Origin of the sequence: Chromobacterium alkanivorans (genome assembly GCF_016937655.1) — a bacterium.
Lineage (GTDB): Bacteria > Pseudomonadota > Gammaproteobacteria > Burkholderiales > Chromobacteriaceae > Chromobacterium > Chromobacterium alkanivorans.
On sequence record NZ_JAFHKL010000013.1, the window covers coordinates 1 to 15,664 of the forward strand.

General features: G+C 66.0%; 17 protein-coding genes. 14 read left to right on the forward strand and 3 right to left on the reverse strand.

The annotated features are described in order from the left end of the window. Nucleotides 1–102 precede the first annotated feature (102 nt). Both JW897_RS19795 and JW897_RS19800 read right to left on the reverse strand, forming a co-directional pair. Complete coding sequence (locus JW897_RS19795) at nt 103–444, reverse strand: hypothetical protein (RefSeq protein ID WP_205467363.1); 342 nt, start codon at nt 442–444, stop codon at nt 103–105. Between the two features lie 289 nt (nt 445–733). Next, a complete protein-coding gene (locus tag JW897_RS19800; protein ID WP_048416153.1) occupies nt 734–1,081 on the reverse strand; it encodes a Mor transcription activator family protein in 348 nt (115 codons plus the stop codon). Between the two features lie 231 nt (nt 1,082–1,312). Here JW897_RS19800 and JW897_RS19805 point away from each other — a divergent pair, with 231 nt between their 5' ends. The 11 genes from JW897_RS19805 (at nt 1,313) to JW897_RS19850 (ending at nt 10,390) form a co-directional block, all read left to right on the forward strand. After that, nucleotides 1,313–1,774, forward strand: a complete 462-nt coding sequence (locus tag JW897_RS19805) for a Gp37 family protein (RefSeq protein ID WP_205467364.1) — start codon at nt 1,313–1,315, stop codon at nt 1,772–1,774. Further along, nucleotides 1,771–1,965: a hypothetical protein gene (locus JW897_RS19810; RefSeq protein WP_048416151.1), complete on the forward strand. Its 195-nt coding sequence runs from the start codon at nt 1,771–1,773 to the stop codon at nt 1,963–1,965. The genes JW897_RS19805 and JW897_RS19810 overlap by 4 nt, the downstream gene beginning before the upstream one ends. A gap of 2 nt (nt 1,966–1,967) precedes the next feature. Then, nucleotides 1,968–3,404, forward strand: a complete 1,437-nt coding sequence (locus JW897_RS19815) for a phage tail sheath subtilisin-like domain-containing protein (RefSeq protein WP_048416150.1) — start codon at nt 1,968–1,970, stop codon at nt 3,402–3,404. A gap of 2 nt (nt 3,405–3,406) precedes the next feature. Next, nucleotides 3,407–3,931, forward strand: a complete 525-nt coding sequence (locus JW897_RS19820) for a phage major tail tube protein (RefSeq protein ID WP_043592621.1) — start codon at nt 3,407–3,409, stop codon at nt 3,929–3,931. A gap of 214 nt (nt 3,932–4,145) precedes the next feature. Continuing rightward, the gene (locus JW897_RS19825) at nt 4,146–4,400 is read left to right on the forward strand and encodes a phage tail assembly protein (protein WP_019101636.1); all 255 of its coding nucleotides are present in this window, start codon (nt 4,146–4,148) and stop codon (nt 4,398–4,400) included. Between the two features lie 25 nt (nt 4,401–4,425). Continuing rightward, nucleotides 4,426–4,554: a hypothetical protein gene (locus JW897_RS24555; protein WP_255360667.1), complete on the forward strand. Its 129-nt coding sequence runs from the start codon at nt 4,426–4,428 to the stop codon at nt 4,552–4,554. 126 nt (nt 4,555–4,680) lie between these two features. Beyond that, a complete protein-coding gene (locus JW897_RS19830; protein ID WP_205467365.1) occupies nt 4,681–7,344 on the forward strand; it encodes a hypothetical protein in 2,664 nt (887 codons plus the stop codon). 212 nt (nt 7,345–7,556) lie between these two features. Next, nucleotides 7,557–8,468 (forward strand): phage tail protein, encoded by a 912-nt coding sequence (locus JW897_RS19835; RefSeq protein ID WP_205467366.1) that lies wholly within the window; start codon nt 7,557–7,559, stop codon nt 8,466–8,468. Nucleotides 8,469–8,472: 4 nt separating this feature from the next. After that, nucleotides 8,473–8,688: a tail protein X gene (locus JW897_RS19840; protein ID WP_048416158.1), complete on the forward strand. Its 216-nt coding sequence runs from the start codon at nt 8,473–8,475 to the stop codon at nt 8,686–8,688. Then, a complete protein-coding gene (locus JW897_RS19845) occupies nt 8,685–9,740 on the forward strand; it encodes a phage late control D family protein (RefSeq protein WP_240352307.1) in 1,056 nt (351 codons plus the stop codon). The genes JW897_RS19840 and JW897_RS19845 overlap by 4 nt, the downstream gene beginning before the upstream one ends. Continuing rightward, nucleotides 9,737–10,390 (forward strand): phage baseplate assembly protein V, encoded by a 654-nt coding sequence (locus tag JW897_RS19850; RefSeq protein WP_048416156.1) that lies wholly within the window; start codon nt 9,737–9,739, stop codon nt 10,388–10,390. Before JW897_RS19845 ends, JW897_RS19850 begins: the two co-directional genes overlap by 4 nt. A gap of 234 nt (nt 10,391–10,624) precedes the next feature. Here JW897_RS19850 and JW897_RS19855 read toward each other — a convergent pair whose 3' ends face one another. Beyond that, nucleotides 10,625–10,963: a hypothetical protein gene (locus JW897_RS19855; RefSeq protein ID WP_048416142.1), complete on the reverse strand. Its 339-nt coding sequence runs from the start codon at nt 10,961–10,963 to the stop codon at nt 10,625–10,627. 434 nt (nt 10,964–11,397) lie between these two features. Between JW897_RS19855 and JW897_RS19860 the strand changes: the two genes are divergently transcribed. Genes JW897_RS19860 through JW897_RS19870 form a run of 3 tightly spaced genes read left to right on the forward strand, consistent with a single transcriptional unit; the run spans nt 11,398 to nt 15,497 of the window. Beyond that, the gene (locus tag JW897_RS19860; protein ID WP_205467368.1) at nt 11,398–12,423 is read left to right on the forward strand and encodes a hypothetical protein; all 1,026 of its coding nucleotides are present in this window, start codon (nt 11,398–11,400) and stop codon (nt 12,421–12,423) included. A gap of 10 nt (nt 12,424–12,433) precedes the next feature. Continuing rightward, nucleotides 12,434–14,422 (forward strand): hypothetical protein, encoded by a 1,989-nt coding sequence (locus JW897_RS19865; protein ID WP_048416141.1) that lies wholly within the window; start codon nt 12,434–12,436, stop codon nt 14,420–14,422. A gap of 13 nt (nt 14,423–14,435) precedes the next feature. Continuing rightward, the gene (locus JW897_RS19870; protein WP_048416140.1) at nt 14,436–15,497 is read left to right on the forward strand and encodes a ferritin-like domain-containing protein; all 1,062 of its coding nucleotides are present in this window, start codon (nt 14,436–14,438) and stop codon (nt 15,495–15,497) included. Nucleotides 15,498–15,664: the final 167 nt, after the last annotated feature.

Consider the following 15,664-nt stretch of genomic DNA (forward strand, 5'->3'; position numbering starts at 1 on the left):
TTGCGAAGCCCAGCTCATACGAGCTGGGCTTTACGCATTGCGCCGCCCGCCGGCGCTGGAACAAAGAAGCCTCCCCATGGGAGGCTTTGTTGCGTCTGGCGTTCAATAATAGCTGACCACCAATTGGCCGCGCTGGCTGCCCTTGGGCGTGGCGATGCTGAAGCTGCGCCGGCCGGCGCTGCGATCCAGATCATAGCCGTTGGCGGCGGCCTGGCTGCTGGATTGGGCGTCGGCGTTGGCCCGCACCGGCAGGTACTCGCCGTTGGCGGTGATGGCTTCGATGTGAACCGGCGCTTTGCATTTGCCGACGATCAGTTGGCTGGGGCCGTTGGCGCGGCTGGGCGCGTCCAGCGCCAGCGGACATTGGGCCTCGACGATGCGGCCGCTGAAGAGGATGACGCCGCCGGCGGCGTAGGAGGCTGACGACAGCAATAGGAATGCCATGGCGGCAAGAGGCGCTGAATGTTTCATATGGATACCCCGTTTGATCGAATGAGCTTGTTCCCAACGACTCTGGCGGTCGTTGTAGTGGTGTGGCCTTCTAGGTATAGGCGGTATCCAGATTGATTCCAGCAAAAAATTAATATGTTAAAGCTATGTCTAATAGAAAATCGCTATAAATATTTAAAATACAGCCTGTATTAAATTGATATTGTTTAAAATATGGCGATAAAAAAGCCGCTCCCGGGTCTCCGGCGAGCGGCTTTTTGCATGAATGCGGCCGGCCGCGCGCTCAGCCGGCCTGAGCGGCGCGTTGCTCCAGTTCCCGTTGCCGTTCCGTCTTGACGATCTTGTAGATCCATTGCAGCGAGACGCCGTAGCGGCGCGCCAGTTCGGCGTGGTTGCCGCCGGTGAATTCGCGGTAGATCTGTTGGTCGCGCAGCGAGGATTTGTAGGACAGGCCGATGGGGAAGTAGATGTTCTGTCCGCCCCAGTGCTTGGCCATGCGTTCGGCGATTTCCTGGCCCAGTTGCTCCGCTTGTTGCTGCTCGGTGTTGGCGAGTTGTTTCAAGGTCATGGCCACGTGCTGGGCCAGGTCGACGAGCAGTTCCGGTCCTTTGCTGCGAAAGCGTGCTTGCATGGCTGTGTCCTTTGGCGGCGGTATCGATGACGGACATTATCGCCGTCCGCGCGCGCGCGGCCCGGATGACGGCTGTCAGCGCCGGCGCGGTCCGGCTTTCTGTAAAGAGGGTTAAAAGACCGCAACGGGGGCGATGGCGCATCCTTGCCCTCGTTCGATGGCCAGGCGCCGTCGGCAACCGCCATTGCGAGTGATCTCGCCTTTCTTCCCTCGATGTCCAGGAGCCCGTCCGTGGCCAGCACTTCCCAAATTGTTGACGCGCTGTTGGCGCGTTTGCGCAGCGCTTTGCCGTCATTGAACGTCGAGCATTGCGCCGCGCCGGCCGATTACCGGCTTGAACATCCGCAAGGCGCGCTCTTGTTGAGCTACCGCGGCAGCCAATTCGCCTTGCCGCGAGATGTGGCCGGAGTCTGCCAGCTGCGCACGCTGCAGCTGGAGCTGACGCTGCTGCTGCGGCGCGCCGGCGCGCAAGTCAACGATACGGAAGCGCTGGACGCGGCGCGGCGCGCCTGCCTGGGATTCTCCGCGCCGGATTGCCGACCCGCCTGCTTGTCGAGCGAAACCTTTTTGGGCTTCAGCGACGGCATCGCCCGTTACGCCATTTCGCTGGCCGCCGACACCTTGCAGGTGGCGGAGGCGGCCCCGGGGCATGAGCCTGTGTTAACCGCAGTCACTAAGGAGGAGCAATCATGAAGTACTTGTATTCCGGGCCGATCAGCGGCGTCACTCTGGCCGACGGCCAGGAAATCATGTTGTTTCCCGGCGCGGAAGTGGAGATGCCGGAACAGCACGATTACACCCGCATGCTGTTGGCCCTGCAGCACCTGAGCCCGTTGCCGCAAGCGGCGGCGTCGACGTCCCCTAGCGCTGAACAAGGAGCTTGAGCATGGCAGCCAATTATCTGCATGGCGTGGAAACCATTGAAGTCGAACGCGGCGCGCGTCCGGTTCGCACCGTCAAATCGGCGGTGATCGGCCTGATCGGCACCGCGCCGCTGGCGCCGGAAGCGGCCAATACCCCGGTGTTGTGCCTGTCGGAAAAAGACGCGGCGGCCTTTGGCCCGCAACTGGCCGGCTTCACCATTCCGCAAGCGCTGAACGCGATCTACGATCACGGCGCCGGCACCGTGGTGGTGATCAACGTGCTGGACCCGGCCGTGCATAAAAGCGCGGTGGCCGGCGAGGCGGTGACGCTGGACGCGGCCACCGGCCAGGGCAAGACCGCCAAGGCGGCGCTGCTGAACGCGGTGGTGAAGAGCGCCGACGGCGCCACCGCTTACACGGCGGGCACCGACTACCTGCTGGACGCGGTCAACGGCAAGATCACCCGTTTGAAGGACGGCGTCATCGCCGCCGGCGCGGTGTTGAAGGTCAGCTACGATTACGCCGATCCGAACAAGGTCACCGCCGCCGACATCATCGGCGCGGTCAACGCCGCCGGCAACCGCACCGGTCTGAAAGCGCTGCAGGACACTTACAACCGCTTCGGCTTCTTCGCCAAGCTGTTGATCGCGCCGGGCTTTTGCACCCAGAACTCGGTGGCCAGCGCGATGGCGGCCATGGCCGACAAGCTGGACGCCATCGCCTACGTCGACGCGCCCATCGGCACCAGCTTCGCCCAGGCGCAAGCCGGACGCGGCCCGGCCGGCGGCATCAACTTCAACACCTCCAGCGACCGCGTGCGCCTGTGCTACCCGCACATCAAGGTGTACGACCCGGCGACCAACGACACCCGTCTGGAGCCGCTGTCGGCCCGCGCCGCCGGCCTGCGCGCCAAGGTGGACAACGACAAGGGCTTCTGGTGGTCCAGCTCCAATCAGGAGCTGGCCGGCGTGATCGGCGTGGAGCGTCAGCTGACCGCGATGATCGACGATCCGCAGTCCGAGGTGAACCTGCTGAACGAGCAGGGCATCACCACGGTGTTCTCCAGCTTCGGCTCCGGCTTCCGCCTGTGGGGCAACCGCACCGCGGCCTGGCCCACCGTCAGCCATATGCGCAACTTCGAGAACGTGCGCCGCACCGGCGACGTGATCAATGAGTCGATCCGCTATTTCAGCCAGCAGTTCATCGACATGCCGCTGAACCAGGCCACCATCGACGCGCTGGTGGAGTCGGTGAACGGCTATGGCCGCAAGCTGATCGGCGACGGCGCGCTGCTGGGCTTCAAAGCCTGGTTCGACGCGGCGCGCAACCCGGAAACCGAGCTGGCCGCCGGCCATCTGCTGATCAGCTACAAGTACACGGTGCCGCCGCCGCTGGAACGTCTGACCTTTGAGACCGAGATCACCTCGGAATACCTGTTGAGCCTGAAGGGAGGCAATTGATCATGGCAGGCAAGATTGAAATCAACCGCATCACCAACGCCAACATCTACATCAACGGCAACTCGCTGTTGGGCCGGGCCGAGGAGATCAAGCTGCCGGACGTGTCCGCCATCATGCAGGAGCACAAGGCGCTGGGCATGGTGGGCAAGATCGAGCTGCCGGCCGGCTTCGACAAGCTGGAGGGCGAGATCAAGTGGAACTCGCTGTACAAGGACGTGGCCAAGATCATCGCCAATCCGTTCCAGGCGGTGCAACTGCAAGCCCGTTCCAGCATCGAGACCTACGGCGCGCAGGGCCGCCTGCAGCAGGTCAGCTTGGTGACCTTCCTGACCGTGATGTTCAAGAAGAACCCGCTGGGCACCTACAAACAGCATGAAAACGCCGATTTCAGCTCCTCCTTCTCCGCCACCTACATCAAGCAGGTAGTGGACGGCGAGGACGTGCTGGAGCTGGACTACCTGGCCAATATCTTCCGGGTGGGCGGCAACGACATGCTGGAGCTGTACCGCCGCAACATCGGCGGTTGATCCAGGGCCGGCCGCCGGCCGGCTTGCCGGCAGGTTTCCGCGCGCAACAGGCCGGGCCCGGCTTAGCCGGGTCCGCCTGAGCCGCGGCGGTCCACTGCTTTGCAAGCCGGCCGGGGCTTTCAAGCCTTTCCCTAAAGGGCTTTAACAGACCCGCCGGGCCGCAAACCGGACAATGAAGCTCATCAACCACGCAGCCTGCGACCAAGGAGCTCACATGAAGATCAAACTCAAATACCCGTTCACCAACGCCGCCGGCGAACGCCTGGACAGCCTGGAAATCAGCCGCCTGAAGCGCGCCGATCTCAAGGCCGCCAGCCATCACAGCCAGGATGACGCGGACCAGGAGGACTTCCTGTTCGCGCGCATGACGGGCCTGACCCTGGAAGACATCGACCAGCTCGACATCGCCGACAGCCGCGCGCTGGCGGACTGCTTTCGCGACATGGTGGGCGTCTCCGACGACGCTTAAGGAGTTCGACGAAGCGCTGCTGACCGTGCTCGGCCTGCCGCCGTCGGAAATCGACGCGTTGGCGATGGACGACTACTGGTTCTGGTGCGAGGTGGCGGAGCGAGAGATCCAGCGCCGTCACGAGCGCGACCAGCAGTGGCTGGATCGAGACTGATGGTTTCCTGCGCCGCGCGTTCGCGCGGCCCGGGGCCGGCTCGTCCGTCCGGACGGCCGCCGGCCCCATCCGGAGCCGCCGGCGCTGGCCTGGCGGCCCTTCCCCTCACACTCACAGGCTAACACCATGGTAAGCGAGTTTTTCATCGGTCTTAAGGTGGGAGCGACGCTGTCCGGGGTCTTCGACAACGCCTTCCGCTCCGCCCGCGCCTCCTTGGACGAACTGGGCAAGACCAGCTTGCGGCTGCGCGATCGCCAGCGCGAGCTGAGCGACAGCGTGGAGCGCTCCCGCAAGGCCTTCGCCGCGCTGGATCTGCCGCAGCTGGAGCGCGACCACCGCAAGCTGGAACTGACGCTGGACCGCCTGCGCCAGCGGCACGACGCCTGGCTGGACAGCGTCAAGCGCGGCCGGGGCGTCAAGCTCGCCCTGCCCGGCGTGTCCCAGGTCAGCGAACTGGTGGCCAAGTGCCGCGTCGAGCTGCAGGCCTCGGTCAAGGTCAAGGCGGTGATCGAAGTGGAACAGCGGGTGAAGGAAAGCCAGGAGCGGCAAAAAGACGCCACCTGCAATCCGCGCCCGCCGACCGCGCCCAAGCGGCCGACCCCGCGCGGCGACGACGACGGCAAGTCCAAGGACGCGCCGCCCGATCTCGAATCCACCCTCAAGCGTTTGCGCACGCCCGGCATCCAGCGATGGATAGGCGTGGCCGACGCCGTTCAGCTGTCCTCGCGCTGGTTGTCCGACGCCGCCGGCAAAACCCACGAAGTCCTATCCAAAGGCCTGGGCAATAAGGCGCTGCGTTATGTGCACGGCAAGCTCAATCCTTTGCTGGGCGGCAAGCTGCCCAGCGTGGACACCATGCTGGGCGCGCTGGAAAGCACCCGCGACGGCGGCGCCGCCGTCGCCAAGGGCGCCGCCAGGGTGGGTCAGGCGCTGCGCCGTTACGCCGACACCCCGGGCAATGTGCTGGCCAAGATCGCCGCCGCCAGCGAGGCGCTGTTGAAAGAAGACGGCGCCAAGGCGGCCGCGTCGGGCAAGCCGGGCGGTACGGCGGCCAAGGGCAAGGCCGGCGGCGGCAAGATCCGTTCCGCCATCCGCCTATTGCAAGGCCTGCCGGCGCCGGACGCCACGCCCTTGATCGAATTCAACGACAAGGTGGGCGGCATCAGCCGCGATGTGGCCAAGGCGGCCGGCACCGTGCACAAGACCTTGTCGCAAGGCCTGGGCAACAAGGCGCTGCGCTATGTGCACGGCAAGCTCAATCCGCTTTTGCGCGGCAAGCTGCCCAGCGTGGAAAGCCTGCTCGGCTCGGTGAAGGCCTTGGAGGACGGCGCGACCAAGGCCGGCGAGATCAGCGACAAGGTGGGCAAATCGCTGCGCCGCTATCAGGACACCAAGGGCGGCTTGCTGAGCAAGCTGTGGGCCGCCGGCGGCGAATGGTTCAAGGAAGACAAGCCGGGCGCCGCCCAGAGCGAAGCGGACAAGCCCGGCGCCAGCCAGAGCCAGGCCGACAAGCCGGGCGACTGCATGGCGGCCAAGCCCGAGAACTGCTGCTGTTGCTGCCAGCCGGCCACGCGCGACATCGACAAGCCCGGCGACGGCATGGACCCGGAGCGGGACGAGCGCAAGAAGGAAGACAAGCGCGACAAGGAGAAAAAGAACGACAGGCGCGAGCGCGGCCGCAAGGAGCGGCGTCCCAAGCCCCGGCCCAAGCCGCGTCCGAAACCGGAGCCAAAACCGGAGCCAAAACCGCGTCCGAAGTCGGGCCCGCGTCCGCGGCGCTTGCCCAAGGGCCGCGGCCTGCCCGGCGGCATCGGCGAGGTGTTCCGACGCGGCGCGGCCGTGGCCAAGGCCGGCCTGAAAGGCCTGGGTGCTGCGCTGAAGCAAGTGCCGGGCATGCTGCGCGGGGGCTTGCAGAAGACTGGAGACTGGCTCAAAAGCCTGCCGGGCAAGGCCAAGGCCGGCGCGCAAAGCGCGGCCAAGGCGGCGGGCTCCGCGGCCAGCCGTGTTGGCGCAGGGCTGAAGCGTCTGCCCGGATTGGCGCGCGGCGGCATCGGCAGCGCGGCCAAGCTGGCCAGGACGGTGGCCCAGCGCGCGGCCCCGCTGTTGAAAACCGGCGTCGGCGTGGCCAAGACCGGTCTCGGCATCGGCAAGGAAGTGTTCAAGCGCAGCGGCGGCCTGCTCAAGGCCGGCATCGCCGGTTCTGTGATCACGGTGATGGAGGCTGGCCAGGAGGCCTGGAACGTCAGCAAGTCCAATCGCAGCCAGACCGAGAAGAACAAGGAGTACTGGAAGATAGGCGGCAGGGCCGGCGGCTCCATCGGCGGCGCGGCGATGGGCGCGGCCATCGGCAGCATGATCCTGCCCGGCGTCGGCACCCTGGTTGGCGGCGTCATCGGCCACTTTGCCGGCAAGTACGCCGGGGAATGGGCCGGCGGCAAGGTGGGCAACGCCATCCACGGCGCGCCGATGCCCGGCAAGGCCAAGCCGGCGGCGGGCGGCGCCACTCCTGCGGTCCAGGCTCAAGCGCAGGCCCGGGTCCAGATCCAGGCGCGCAGTCAGCAGCTGCAACGCCTGCAGCAGGGCGGCGCGGCGGCCAGGGCTCCGGCCAAGAGCGCGGGCGGCGGCATGAACGTCACCTTTGCGCCGCACATCACCGTCAACGCCGGCGCGCCGGCAGGCGTGAAGCAGCAGGTGCAACAGGCGGTGCAGTTGTCCTTCGCCGAGTTCGAACGCCTGATGCGGCGTTACGAGGCGGACCGGCAACGGCGCAGCTATAGCGCCCGCGCTTGAGAACCTGCGTGCGATTCAGCTGCGCTTCGTGAGACGTGGCACGGTGAGTACACCTTCGAAATGCTCATGTACCACTTGTACATTCCGCTTTCTCAGCTGTTTTCGCCTTGTCTCGCTCTTGCTCGCAGCATCGTACCCAGGCTCTCTAAAAGCCGCGGAGCCTGGCGCGCCCGCGCGCCGGCTCCTCTTTCCACCCATTCGGAGGGCTACCCATGTACGCGGTACTGGGCAATATCGAGTTTGATCTGATCAGTTATTTCGACGGCCTGGAACAGCGCAGCGGCAGCGATTTCGCCGAGCACGGCCGCATCGGCGGCAAGCCGGTGCTGCAATTCGTCGGCGACAAGCTGGATGAAATCCGCATCGACCTGGTGCTGCATGCTGCCTACTGCCAGCCGGACGAGGAGCTGCAAAAACTGCAGGCGGCACGCCAGCAGCACCAGGCGCTGGCCTTGGTGCTGGGCAACGGCGATTACAAAGGCCGTTTCGTCATCACCGAGCTGCAAAGCACCGGCCGCCAGACCGACCGCAGCGGCAGCCTGCTGGCGGTGGAGGCCCAGCTCAGCCTGCGCGAGTACGGCGGCGACGCGCCGCCCAAGCCCAAGCCGGCGCTGGCCAAGGCCGCCGCCAGCCTGCCCGCCGGCAAGCTCAAGCTGCCTGCCGGGCTGGAGCGCTTCAAGGCCGACATCGCCGGCCTGGCCAAGACCGTGGCCCAGGTCAAAAGCGTGGTGGGCAAGGTCAAGACCGTGATCAACACCACGCGCGAACTGCGCCAGCTGGCCGGCCGCGACCCGGCCGCGGCGCTGGAAAAACTGCCCGGCCTGCTCAAGGAGGTGCAGGCGCTGGCGCCCGGTCTGCAAGTCAGCGCCGAGCAGATGGCCAAGTTCGAGCAATACAGCAAGCTGGCCGGCGACGCGGTGCGCGTCGGCCAGAGCCTGCAGCAGGCCAAGCTGAACATGACCGCGATGGGCCGGCTGTTGGCCGGCACCCAGGCCGGCCAGGTGCTGGACAAGCTGGCCGCCTGCGAAACAATCAACGGCCGCGCCGAAGTAGCCTTGCGCGATCTGGCCGAGCCGTTGGCCGGCCTGGCCGCCAAGGCCGCGGTGCGGCGCATTCTGAGGTGACGCCATGTTCCTGAACCATGTGACTCAAGAAAACGAACGCTGGGACCAGATCGCCTGGCGCTATTACGGCGACGTCGGCCAGATGGCGCAGCTGATCGCCAACAACGCCCACATCCCCATAGGCGAAACCCTGCCCGCCGGCCTGATCCTGGCCATCCCGGTGCTGGAAGCCGCCGACAGCGAGGCGCTGGAACAGCTGCCGCCGTGGAGGCGCTCATGAGCGACAGCCGCGCGCAAGAGGTGCCGACGCCGGCCTTCGAACTCAGCTACAACGGCAAATCCATCACCGCCGACATCGCCCGCCACGCGCTCAGCGTCAGCTACACCGACCATCTGAGCGGCGAATCCGACGAGCTGGACGTGGAACTGGAGGACGTGGACGGCCGCTGGCTGGACGGCTGGTATCCGGACAAGGGCGCCACGCTGGCGCTCAAACTGGGCTATCGCGGCGCGGCGCTGGTGGCGGCGGGCAGCTTCGACATCGACGAAGTGGAATACCGCTCGCCGCCGTCCACCGTGCGCATCCGCGCGCTGGCCACCGGCGTGCAGCACCCGCTGCGCACCAAGAACGGCCGCGCCTATGAGCAGATCACGCTGCAAGCGCTGGCCCAGCGCATCGCCAAGCGCCACCGGATGAAGCTGCAGGGCAAGATCGAGGCGGTGAACATAGACCGGCTGACCCAGTACCACGAGACCGATCTGCAATTCCTGCAGCGGGTGGCGGATCAGCACGGCTATGTCTGCAAGGTGATGGACAACAACCGCAAGCTGGTGTTCTGGAAGCGCAGCGACCTGATGCAGAGCGCCAGCGTGCGCCGTTACACCCCGGCCCAGCTGATGGCCTGGCAGGCGCAGGACCAGCTCAGCAAGGTGCCGGCCCAGGTGGACGTCAGCTACCACGATCCGGCCAAGCGCGCGCTGCGCACCGCCAGCGTGCGCGCCGACGCCAAGGCGCCGGGCGGCAAGGCCAGCAGCGCGGACACCGTCAAGCTCACCCGCAAGGCCGCCGGCAAGCGTCAGGCCGAGCAGATGGCCGCGGCGGAGCTGGAGCGCCGCCAGCTGGACCGCACTCGCATGTCCATCACCGTGGACGGCTCGCCGCAACTGGCCGCCGGCAGCAACATCGATCTGGACGGCTTCGGCAAATTGTCCGGTCGCTATCAGATCCAGCGCGCCAGCCATCGCATCAGCCGCCAGGACGGCTATGTCTGCGAACTGGAATTGAAACGGGTGGCCGCCGGCGTCGCCCAAGAGAAAAGGAAAACCCCATGACCGACGTACCCCTGCCGGAAGCGCTGGCCACCCTCAAGTTCGGCAGCGTCTCCGCCGTGGACGCCAACACCCAGCGCGTGCGCGTGCGGCTGCCGGAGTTGGGGCGGCTGCGCACCGCCTGGTTGCCGGTGCTCAGCCGCAAGAGCGGCCGCGACAAGGATTACTGGCTGCCTGACATCGGAGAGCAGGTGGCGGTGCTGCTGGACGCCCGCGGCGAGGACGGCGTGGTGCTGGGCGCCATTTTCTCCGCCGCCGACGCGGTGCCGGTGGCCAGCGTCGACAAATGGCATCGCCGCTTCGCCGACGGCGCGACGCTGGAATACGACCGCGCCGCCCACCAGCTCACCGTCAGCGGCGGGGTGAACAAGGTGGTGGTGGAAGCCGGGGCGGAAATCATCCTCAAGGCCGGGGCCAAGGTCAGCATAGACGCGCCGGCCACCGAGATCAGCGGCACCTTGCTGGTCAAGGGCCTGCTCACCTACCAGGGCGGCCTGAACGGTTCCGGCGGCAGCGGCGCCAGCTTCTCCGGCAGCATCAGCCAGAGCGGCGGCAGCTTCAACAACGCCGGCGGCGACGTGGTGGCCAGCGGCAAGAGCCTGGTTGGCCACGTGCACCCGGCGCCGGGCGGCATGACAGGCGGGCCGGCGTAGGTGCGGCGGCGGCGATCAGCCATCGCATAACGACACAGCCCCGACGGCGAGAGCCGTCGGGGCTTGCTTGCGTCTTGCACCAAGGTTCTTCGAGTCTGCTCAAAGTCTCGCAAGTAAGGGCAAGACAAGGCGAAAACTAGCGAAAAAGCGGAATGGTCGAGGGGTACATGAGCATTTTGAGTTCGTACTCACCGTGCAACGCTTCACGAAGCGCAGCAGACTTTGAACAGGTTCTTAGAGCAGTCGATTCAACTCGCTGGCCGCGTTCAACTGCATCGCGTGCAGCGGCTCCAGCATGAAGGCGAGGTGGCTGTCGTGGGGCCCGCCGCCCTCGCCCTGCCACAGCAACTGCAGGGCCGCGCTCAGGCTGCTGTTGGCGGCGTCCAGTTCCACCAGATGGCGGCTGGCGATCTGGCGTATGGATTGATGGCATCGGCTCAACTCGTCTATCACCGCGTCCAGCATGCCCAATTCCGCGTGTTGCTGGCGCAGCGCCTGCAATTGGGCGATGGCCTGTCCCAGCTGATGGGTGGGTTTGCCTTCGGCGGCGGAGGGAGTGAGGGGGAGGGCCATGATGAGAGTTTCCAATTGATGTCGGCGCAGCCTGTCCGGGACCGATCGGAAGCGGGCAAGTCCATGGCGGGGCGGCTTGCCGGCCTGCGCGGGCCGCGTTCCCGGCGCCGGGAACGCGGCGCGTTGAGGATTGTCGTCCAGCGCCGCGCCTGGGGTCAAGGCCGGAACAGGGACCGCGGCGGCCGCGCCGTTTTAGTCCGCATTTCACATTTTCCTTTGCGACTGATCCGCCGCCGGCTATAACCACACTTACAAGTCATGATAAAAGCATGTATTTTGATGTGTGTTAATACTAAGTGACTATACGTAGTGCGCTGCATCAGGGAGGGCGGGTCAGCCGCCCGTGAAGCGGCGCCGTCCGTAGCGCGCCGGCAAGGGAACGGCCGCCAAGGGGGCGGATGGCACCGGGGGTTCCAATACAAGGAGCACGATCGATGTCATTGCAACAGTCCGTCACCGCCAGCGCGCGCTGGGGGTGGCTGCTTCTGGCCTGCGCCGCCGCCGGCGTCCAGGCCGCCGACACGCCGGACGCGTCCGCGGCCGCCGCGCTCAAGGCCTTGAAGAGCACGCCGGCGGGGCGTCACAGCTACTACACCGGCGGCGTGCACAACACCGTCGGCTGTCTGTTGCCGGGCAGCTGCGTCTATCCGCGCAAGCCCGGCGAACCCAGCGATCCGCTGTTCCCCGAGTGGTGGGTCAGCGACTGGACCATGTACCGCATCTTCAATCAGGCGGCGATCAAGCAATATCCGCCGCCCTACGCCTCGCCGCCGGCCGGCATGAGCGAGGGCAAGGACTACGAAACCTCCTACGGCGCCAGCTACTACGACGCCAGCTACGTGCCGGCGGACGGCGACGGCCGCGGCGCGATGATGGAGCACTATGAAAAGCGCTGCCTGCCCATCTTCCCCGGCAGCAACCAATACAGCTGCTCCTTCGTGTCGCTGGGCAACAAGGCCTACTTCCTGCGCTACGCGGACCGGCCCAAGGGCACGCCGCAATGCTGCCAGTTCTCGTTGGACAACCACCCGCCGCGCCGCGACTTCATCAAGCACCTGCCGTACAACGCCGAGCAGAGCACTCACCTGAACGGCAGCGTCCAGGCGTACTCGCGGATAGTGCAGCCGGGCAGCATCCTGTTCGGCTACGCCTTCTACAAGCAAGCGACCCGCGATGGCGGCAAGGGCGCGCCGTACCGGCACCCGCAGTCCTTCTTCTTCTCCGGCGATCCCGGCTCGCCGCCGGACGCGCCCATGGTCAGCCAGAACTACAGCAATTTCCGCGCGCAAAAGCCGGACCCGAAACAGACCTGGATGAAGGTGGCCGAGATGTGCCCGGCCAAGCCGGAATGGTGCTGCCTGTTCGCCACCGATTGCCCGGACAAGGGCAAGGCCGACGCGCCGGCGGCCGACAAGGCCAACGCCCAACCCGACCCAAGCTGGGCCACCCTGCAGCCGTAAAGGAATCGCCATGAGTTATCTCGACTCCCCCCGCATTCACTTTTCCGGCTACTTCCAGTCGGATGTGTCCACCGTCAACAACAACGTTTGCTATTACGATTCCGACGCCTTCAAGGAGCAATATCAGCAGCTGTCCACCTCCGGCGGCGACGGTGGCTGGAACCCGCAGGGCACTGCCATTTTCCGTTTCGTCAGCTGCAGCGTCACCGGCGCCAGTCTCAACGGCAAGCCCATCACCAGCAGCGCGCAGGACCCCATCATCGGCATGGCGATGGAGAACGCCGACCAGCGCGCGCCGGGCAAGATGGCGGATCTGGATCCGCAACAGCAGATGGTGTCGCAGATCTGGGCGCTGCAAGTGCGGCTCACCGACAATGTCGAACGCGCGCTGTTCATCGGCGACATGCTGCCGGTGGGCTTCATGAACTTGTGGCTGCGCCAGCAGCAGGGCGTCCGTTCCGACCAACTGCTGGCCGCCAACTACCAGTCCATCCTGGAAAACGTGCAATGGCACGGGCACAGCCACTCGCCGGTGCTGGAAGCGATGCGCAAGGCCAGCCAGCACGGCCTGCTGGCCATCGAGTTCAATCTGTTCGGCTACGGCCGCGATCCGTCCATCCCGCGCTACACCCAGGGCCATATTGTCGGCACCATCGGCCCCTACCACGAGCGCGAGCCCAAGCACTTTGTGCTGGGCCGGCAAATGACCGCGCAACTGGACCAGGACCCCGACGCCTACCCGTTGGTGCCCTCCGGCGGCGTGTACTGCTTCCAGTGCAAGAACCACCCGGACCGCCAGACTCTGACCGCGGACTTCGGCAACGCGCTGCCCATCGTCGACGCCAGCGGCGCCTTCGTCGATCTGGGGCCGTTGACGCTAGCGGTGCTGAAACAGCCGGCGCACGCGCCGATCAGCGGCAGCCTGGCCAAGGACCAGGTCATCGTGTTGGGCCAGGTGGCCTACGACCCGCCGCCGGCGGGCGCGGCGGCCAGCGATGAACCATCGCCGTGGTTCCGCCAGACCGCGGCGATCCAGGACTTCGACTACGCCGCCATCCCCGGCGCCAGACAGGCGCTGGAAGCCTGTCCGCTGCTGCTGCTGAGCCCGTCCGGCTCCGGCTTTCAAGTGCTGGTGCAAGAATCCATCGACGGCCTCTATGTGCGCTCCGATGACCATGTGCTGCGCTTGAACGCCGGCCAGCAGCTGCCGGTCAGCTTCTTCGCCAGCCGCTACGGCCAGCCGCTGTCCGCCCAGGTGAACGTGGAACTGCTGCCCAAGGGCGCCACCCTGATGGGCGGCGGCCAGCCGCTGCCGCCGTCGCCGCCGGACAACAAGCCGGTGCTGCCGCCCCGGATCAGCGTGCCGGCGGACGCGGTGCAATATCCCGCCTCCTTCCACACCAACGACAGCGGCCACGGCCGCGCGCTGATCAGCGCGATCCCGGCCGGGCCGGGCAATCCGCGCGGCTATATCGATGGCCAGCTCTACGGCATCGGCTATCAATTGCAGCTGCAGCCGCCGGACTACGTCAGCAACTACTGGAACTTCGTCAGCGTGCTGGCCTTCAACCGCGTGCCGGAGCCGGAGCACCCCACCTGGTACGACGATATCCGGCCCATCTTCGTCCAGTACGGCAACCTCTATCCCATCATGAGCAAGCACGTGGTTGACCTGGGCGATTACGACTCGGTGGTGCGCCATGTCGACATCCTCAAACTGGCGTTCTCCTTGCCGATGAGCGATCCCAACCACATGCCGGTGACTCGCGACCTGTCCGACGACAAGCGCGCCATCATCCTCAAGTGGCTGCGGCGCACCGACGCCCAGGGCAAACCGCTCAAGGGCACGCCGCCGCTCCAGGCCGCCGCTGTGCCCGCGCCACAGGCGGTGGACACCGATGCGGTGACGGTGGTCTTGGACGATCTGCAAATCGCCGGCAAGACCGCGGTGGTGCTGCAACGCCAGGCGCAGCGCAAAGCCGCGTCGTCGAAGGATTGAGGGAGAACAGGCCATGATTCGCTTGCAACGCAGCATCATCCACGGCATCCGCGCCGCCAAGACCGCGGCGGAACTGCATTATTACCTGCAAAACGCGGTGGAGCTGGAGCACGCCACCATTCCGCCCTATCTGACCGCGATGTTTTCGCTGAAGCCGGGTTACAACGTGGAAATCCGCCAGCTGATCCACAGCATCGTGATGCAGGAAATGCTGCACATGTGTATCGCCGGCAACATCCTGATCGCCATCGGCGGCCATCCGCAGATCAACAAGCCGCCGTTCATCCCCAAATATCCGGGGCCCTTGCCGATGTCCATCGGCGGCGAGGACTTCATCGTCGGCATTGAACCGTTCTCCAAGGAGCTGGTGTTCAACACCTTCATGGTGATCGAAGAGCCGGAAGACCCGGTGCCGGTGGAAACGCCCAAGCTCGCCGCCGAGGACGAGCCGGACTACGCCACCATCGGCGAGTTCTACGACGCGATCAAGAAGAAGATCAAGGAACTGGGCGACGGCATCTTCATTCCGGCCACCGTGCCCAAGCAGGTGCTGGGCTGGTTCTCGCCGGAGCGGCTGTTTCCCATTACTGACGTGGCCAGCGCCCTGCACGCCATCAACATCATCATCGTCGAAGGCGAGGGCACCAGCACCAATCCGAACCAGTCGCCGGGCAACCCGGCGCACTACTACAAGTTCGGCGAAATCTACTACGGCCGCCGCATCGTCAGCACCCCGGACGGCGGCTACGCCTACGCCGGCGCGGAAGTGCCCTACGACCCGGCCGGGGTCTATCCGATGGTGTCCAATCCGCAGGACTACGACTACCAGGACAACACCCAGGCCAAGGTGAGAGTGGAAGCCTTCGCCTACAGCTACAGCAGCCTGCTCAACGCCTTGCACCAGGCCTTCAACGGCGAGCCCAAGCGTATCGACACCGCCATCGGCCTGATGTACGACCTCAAGGTGCAGGCGGTCAGCCTGATGGAAACGCCGGTTGCGCCGGGCAGCACGCAGACGGCCGGGCCCAGCTATCGCTACGTCAACACCCAGGGAGGCATGGATACCAGCGATTGAGAACCGTCGGCAGCAAAGCCGACGCCGCGTTGCGGCGCGTCTTGGCTCGGGCCTGAAACGGGCCGCGCCAGCCGCGCCGAGCGCAGCGAAAGCCAGTCAGAGCGGTCCGGCCGATGCCGGGCCGCGTTTGCCATCTCGTCATCGTCGTCCGCGCGTCGCGGCCGCCG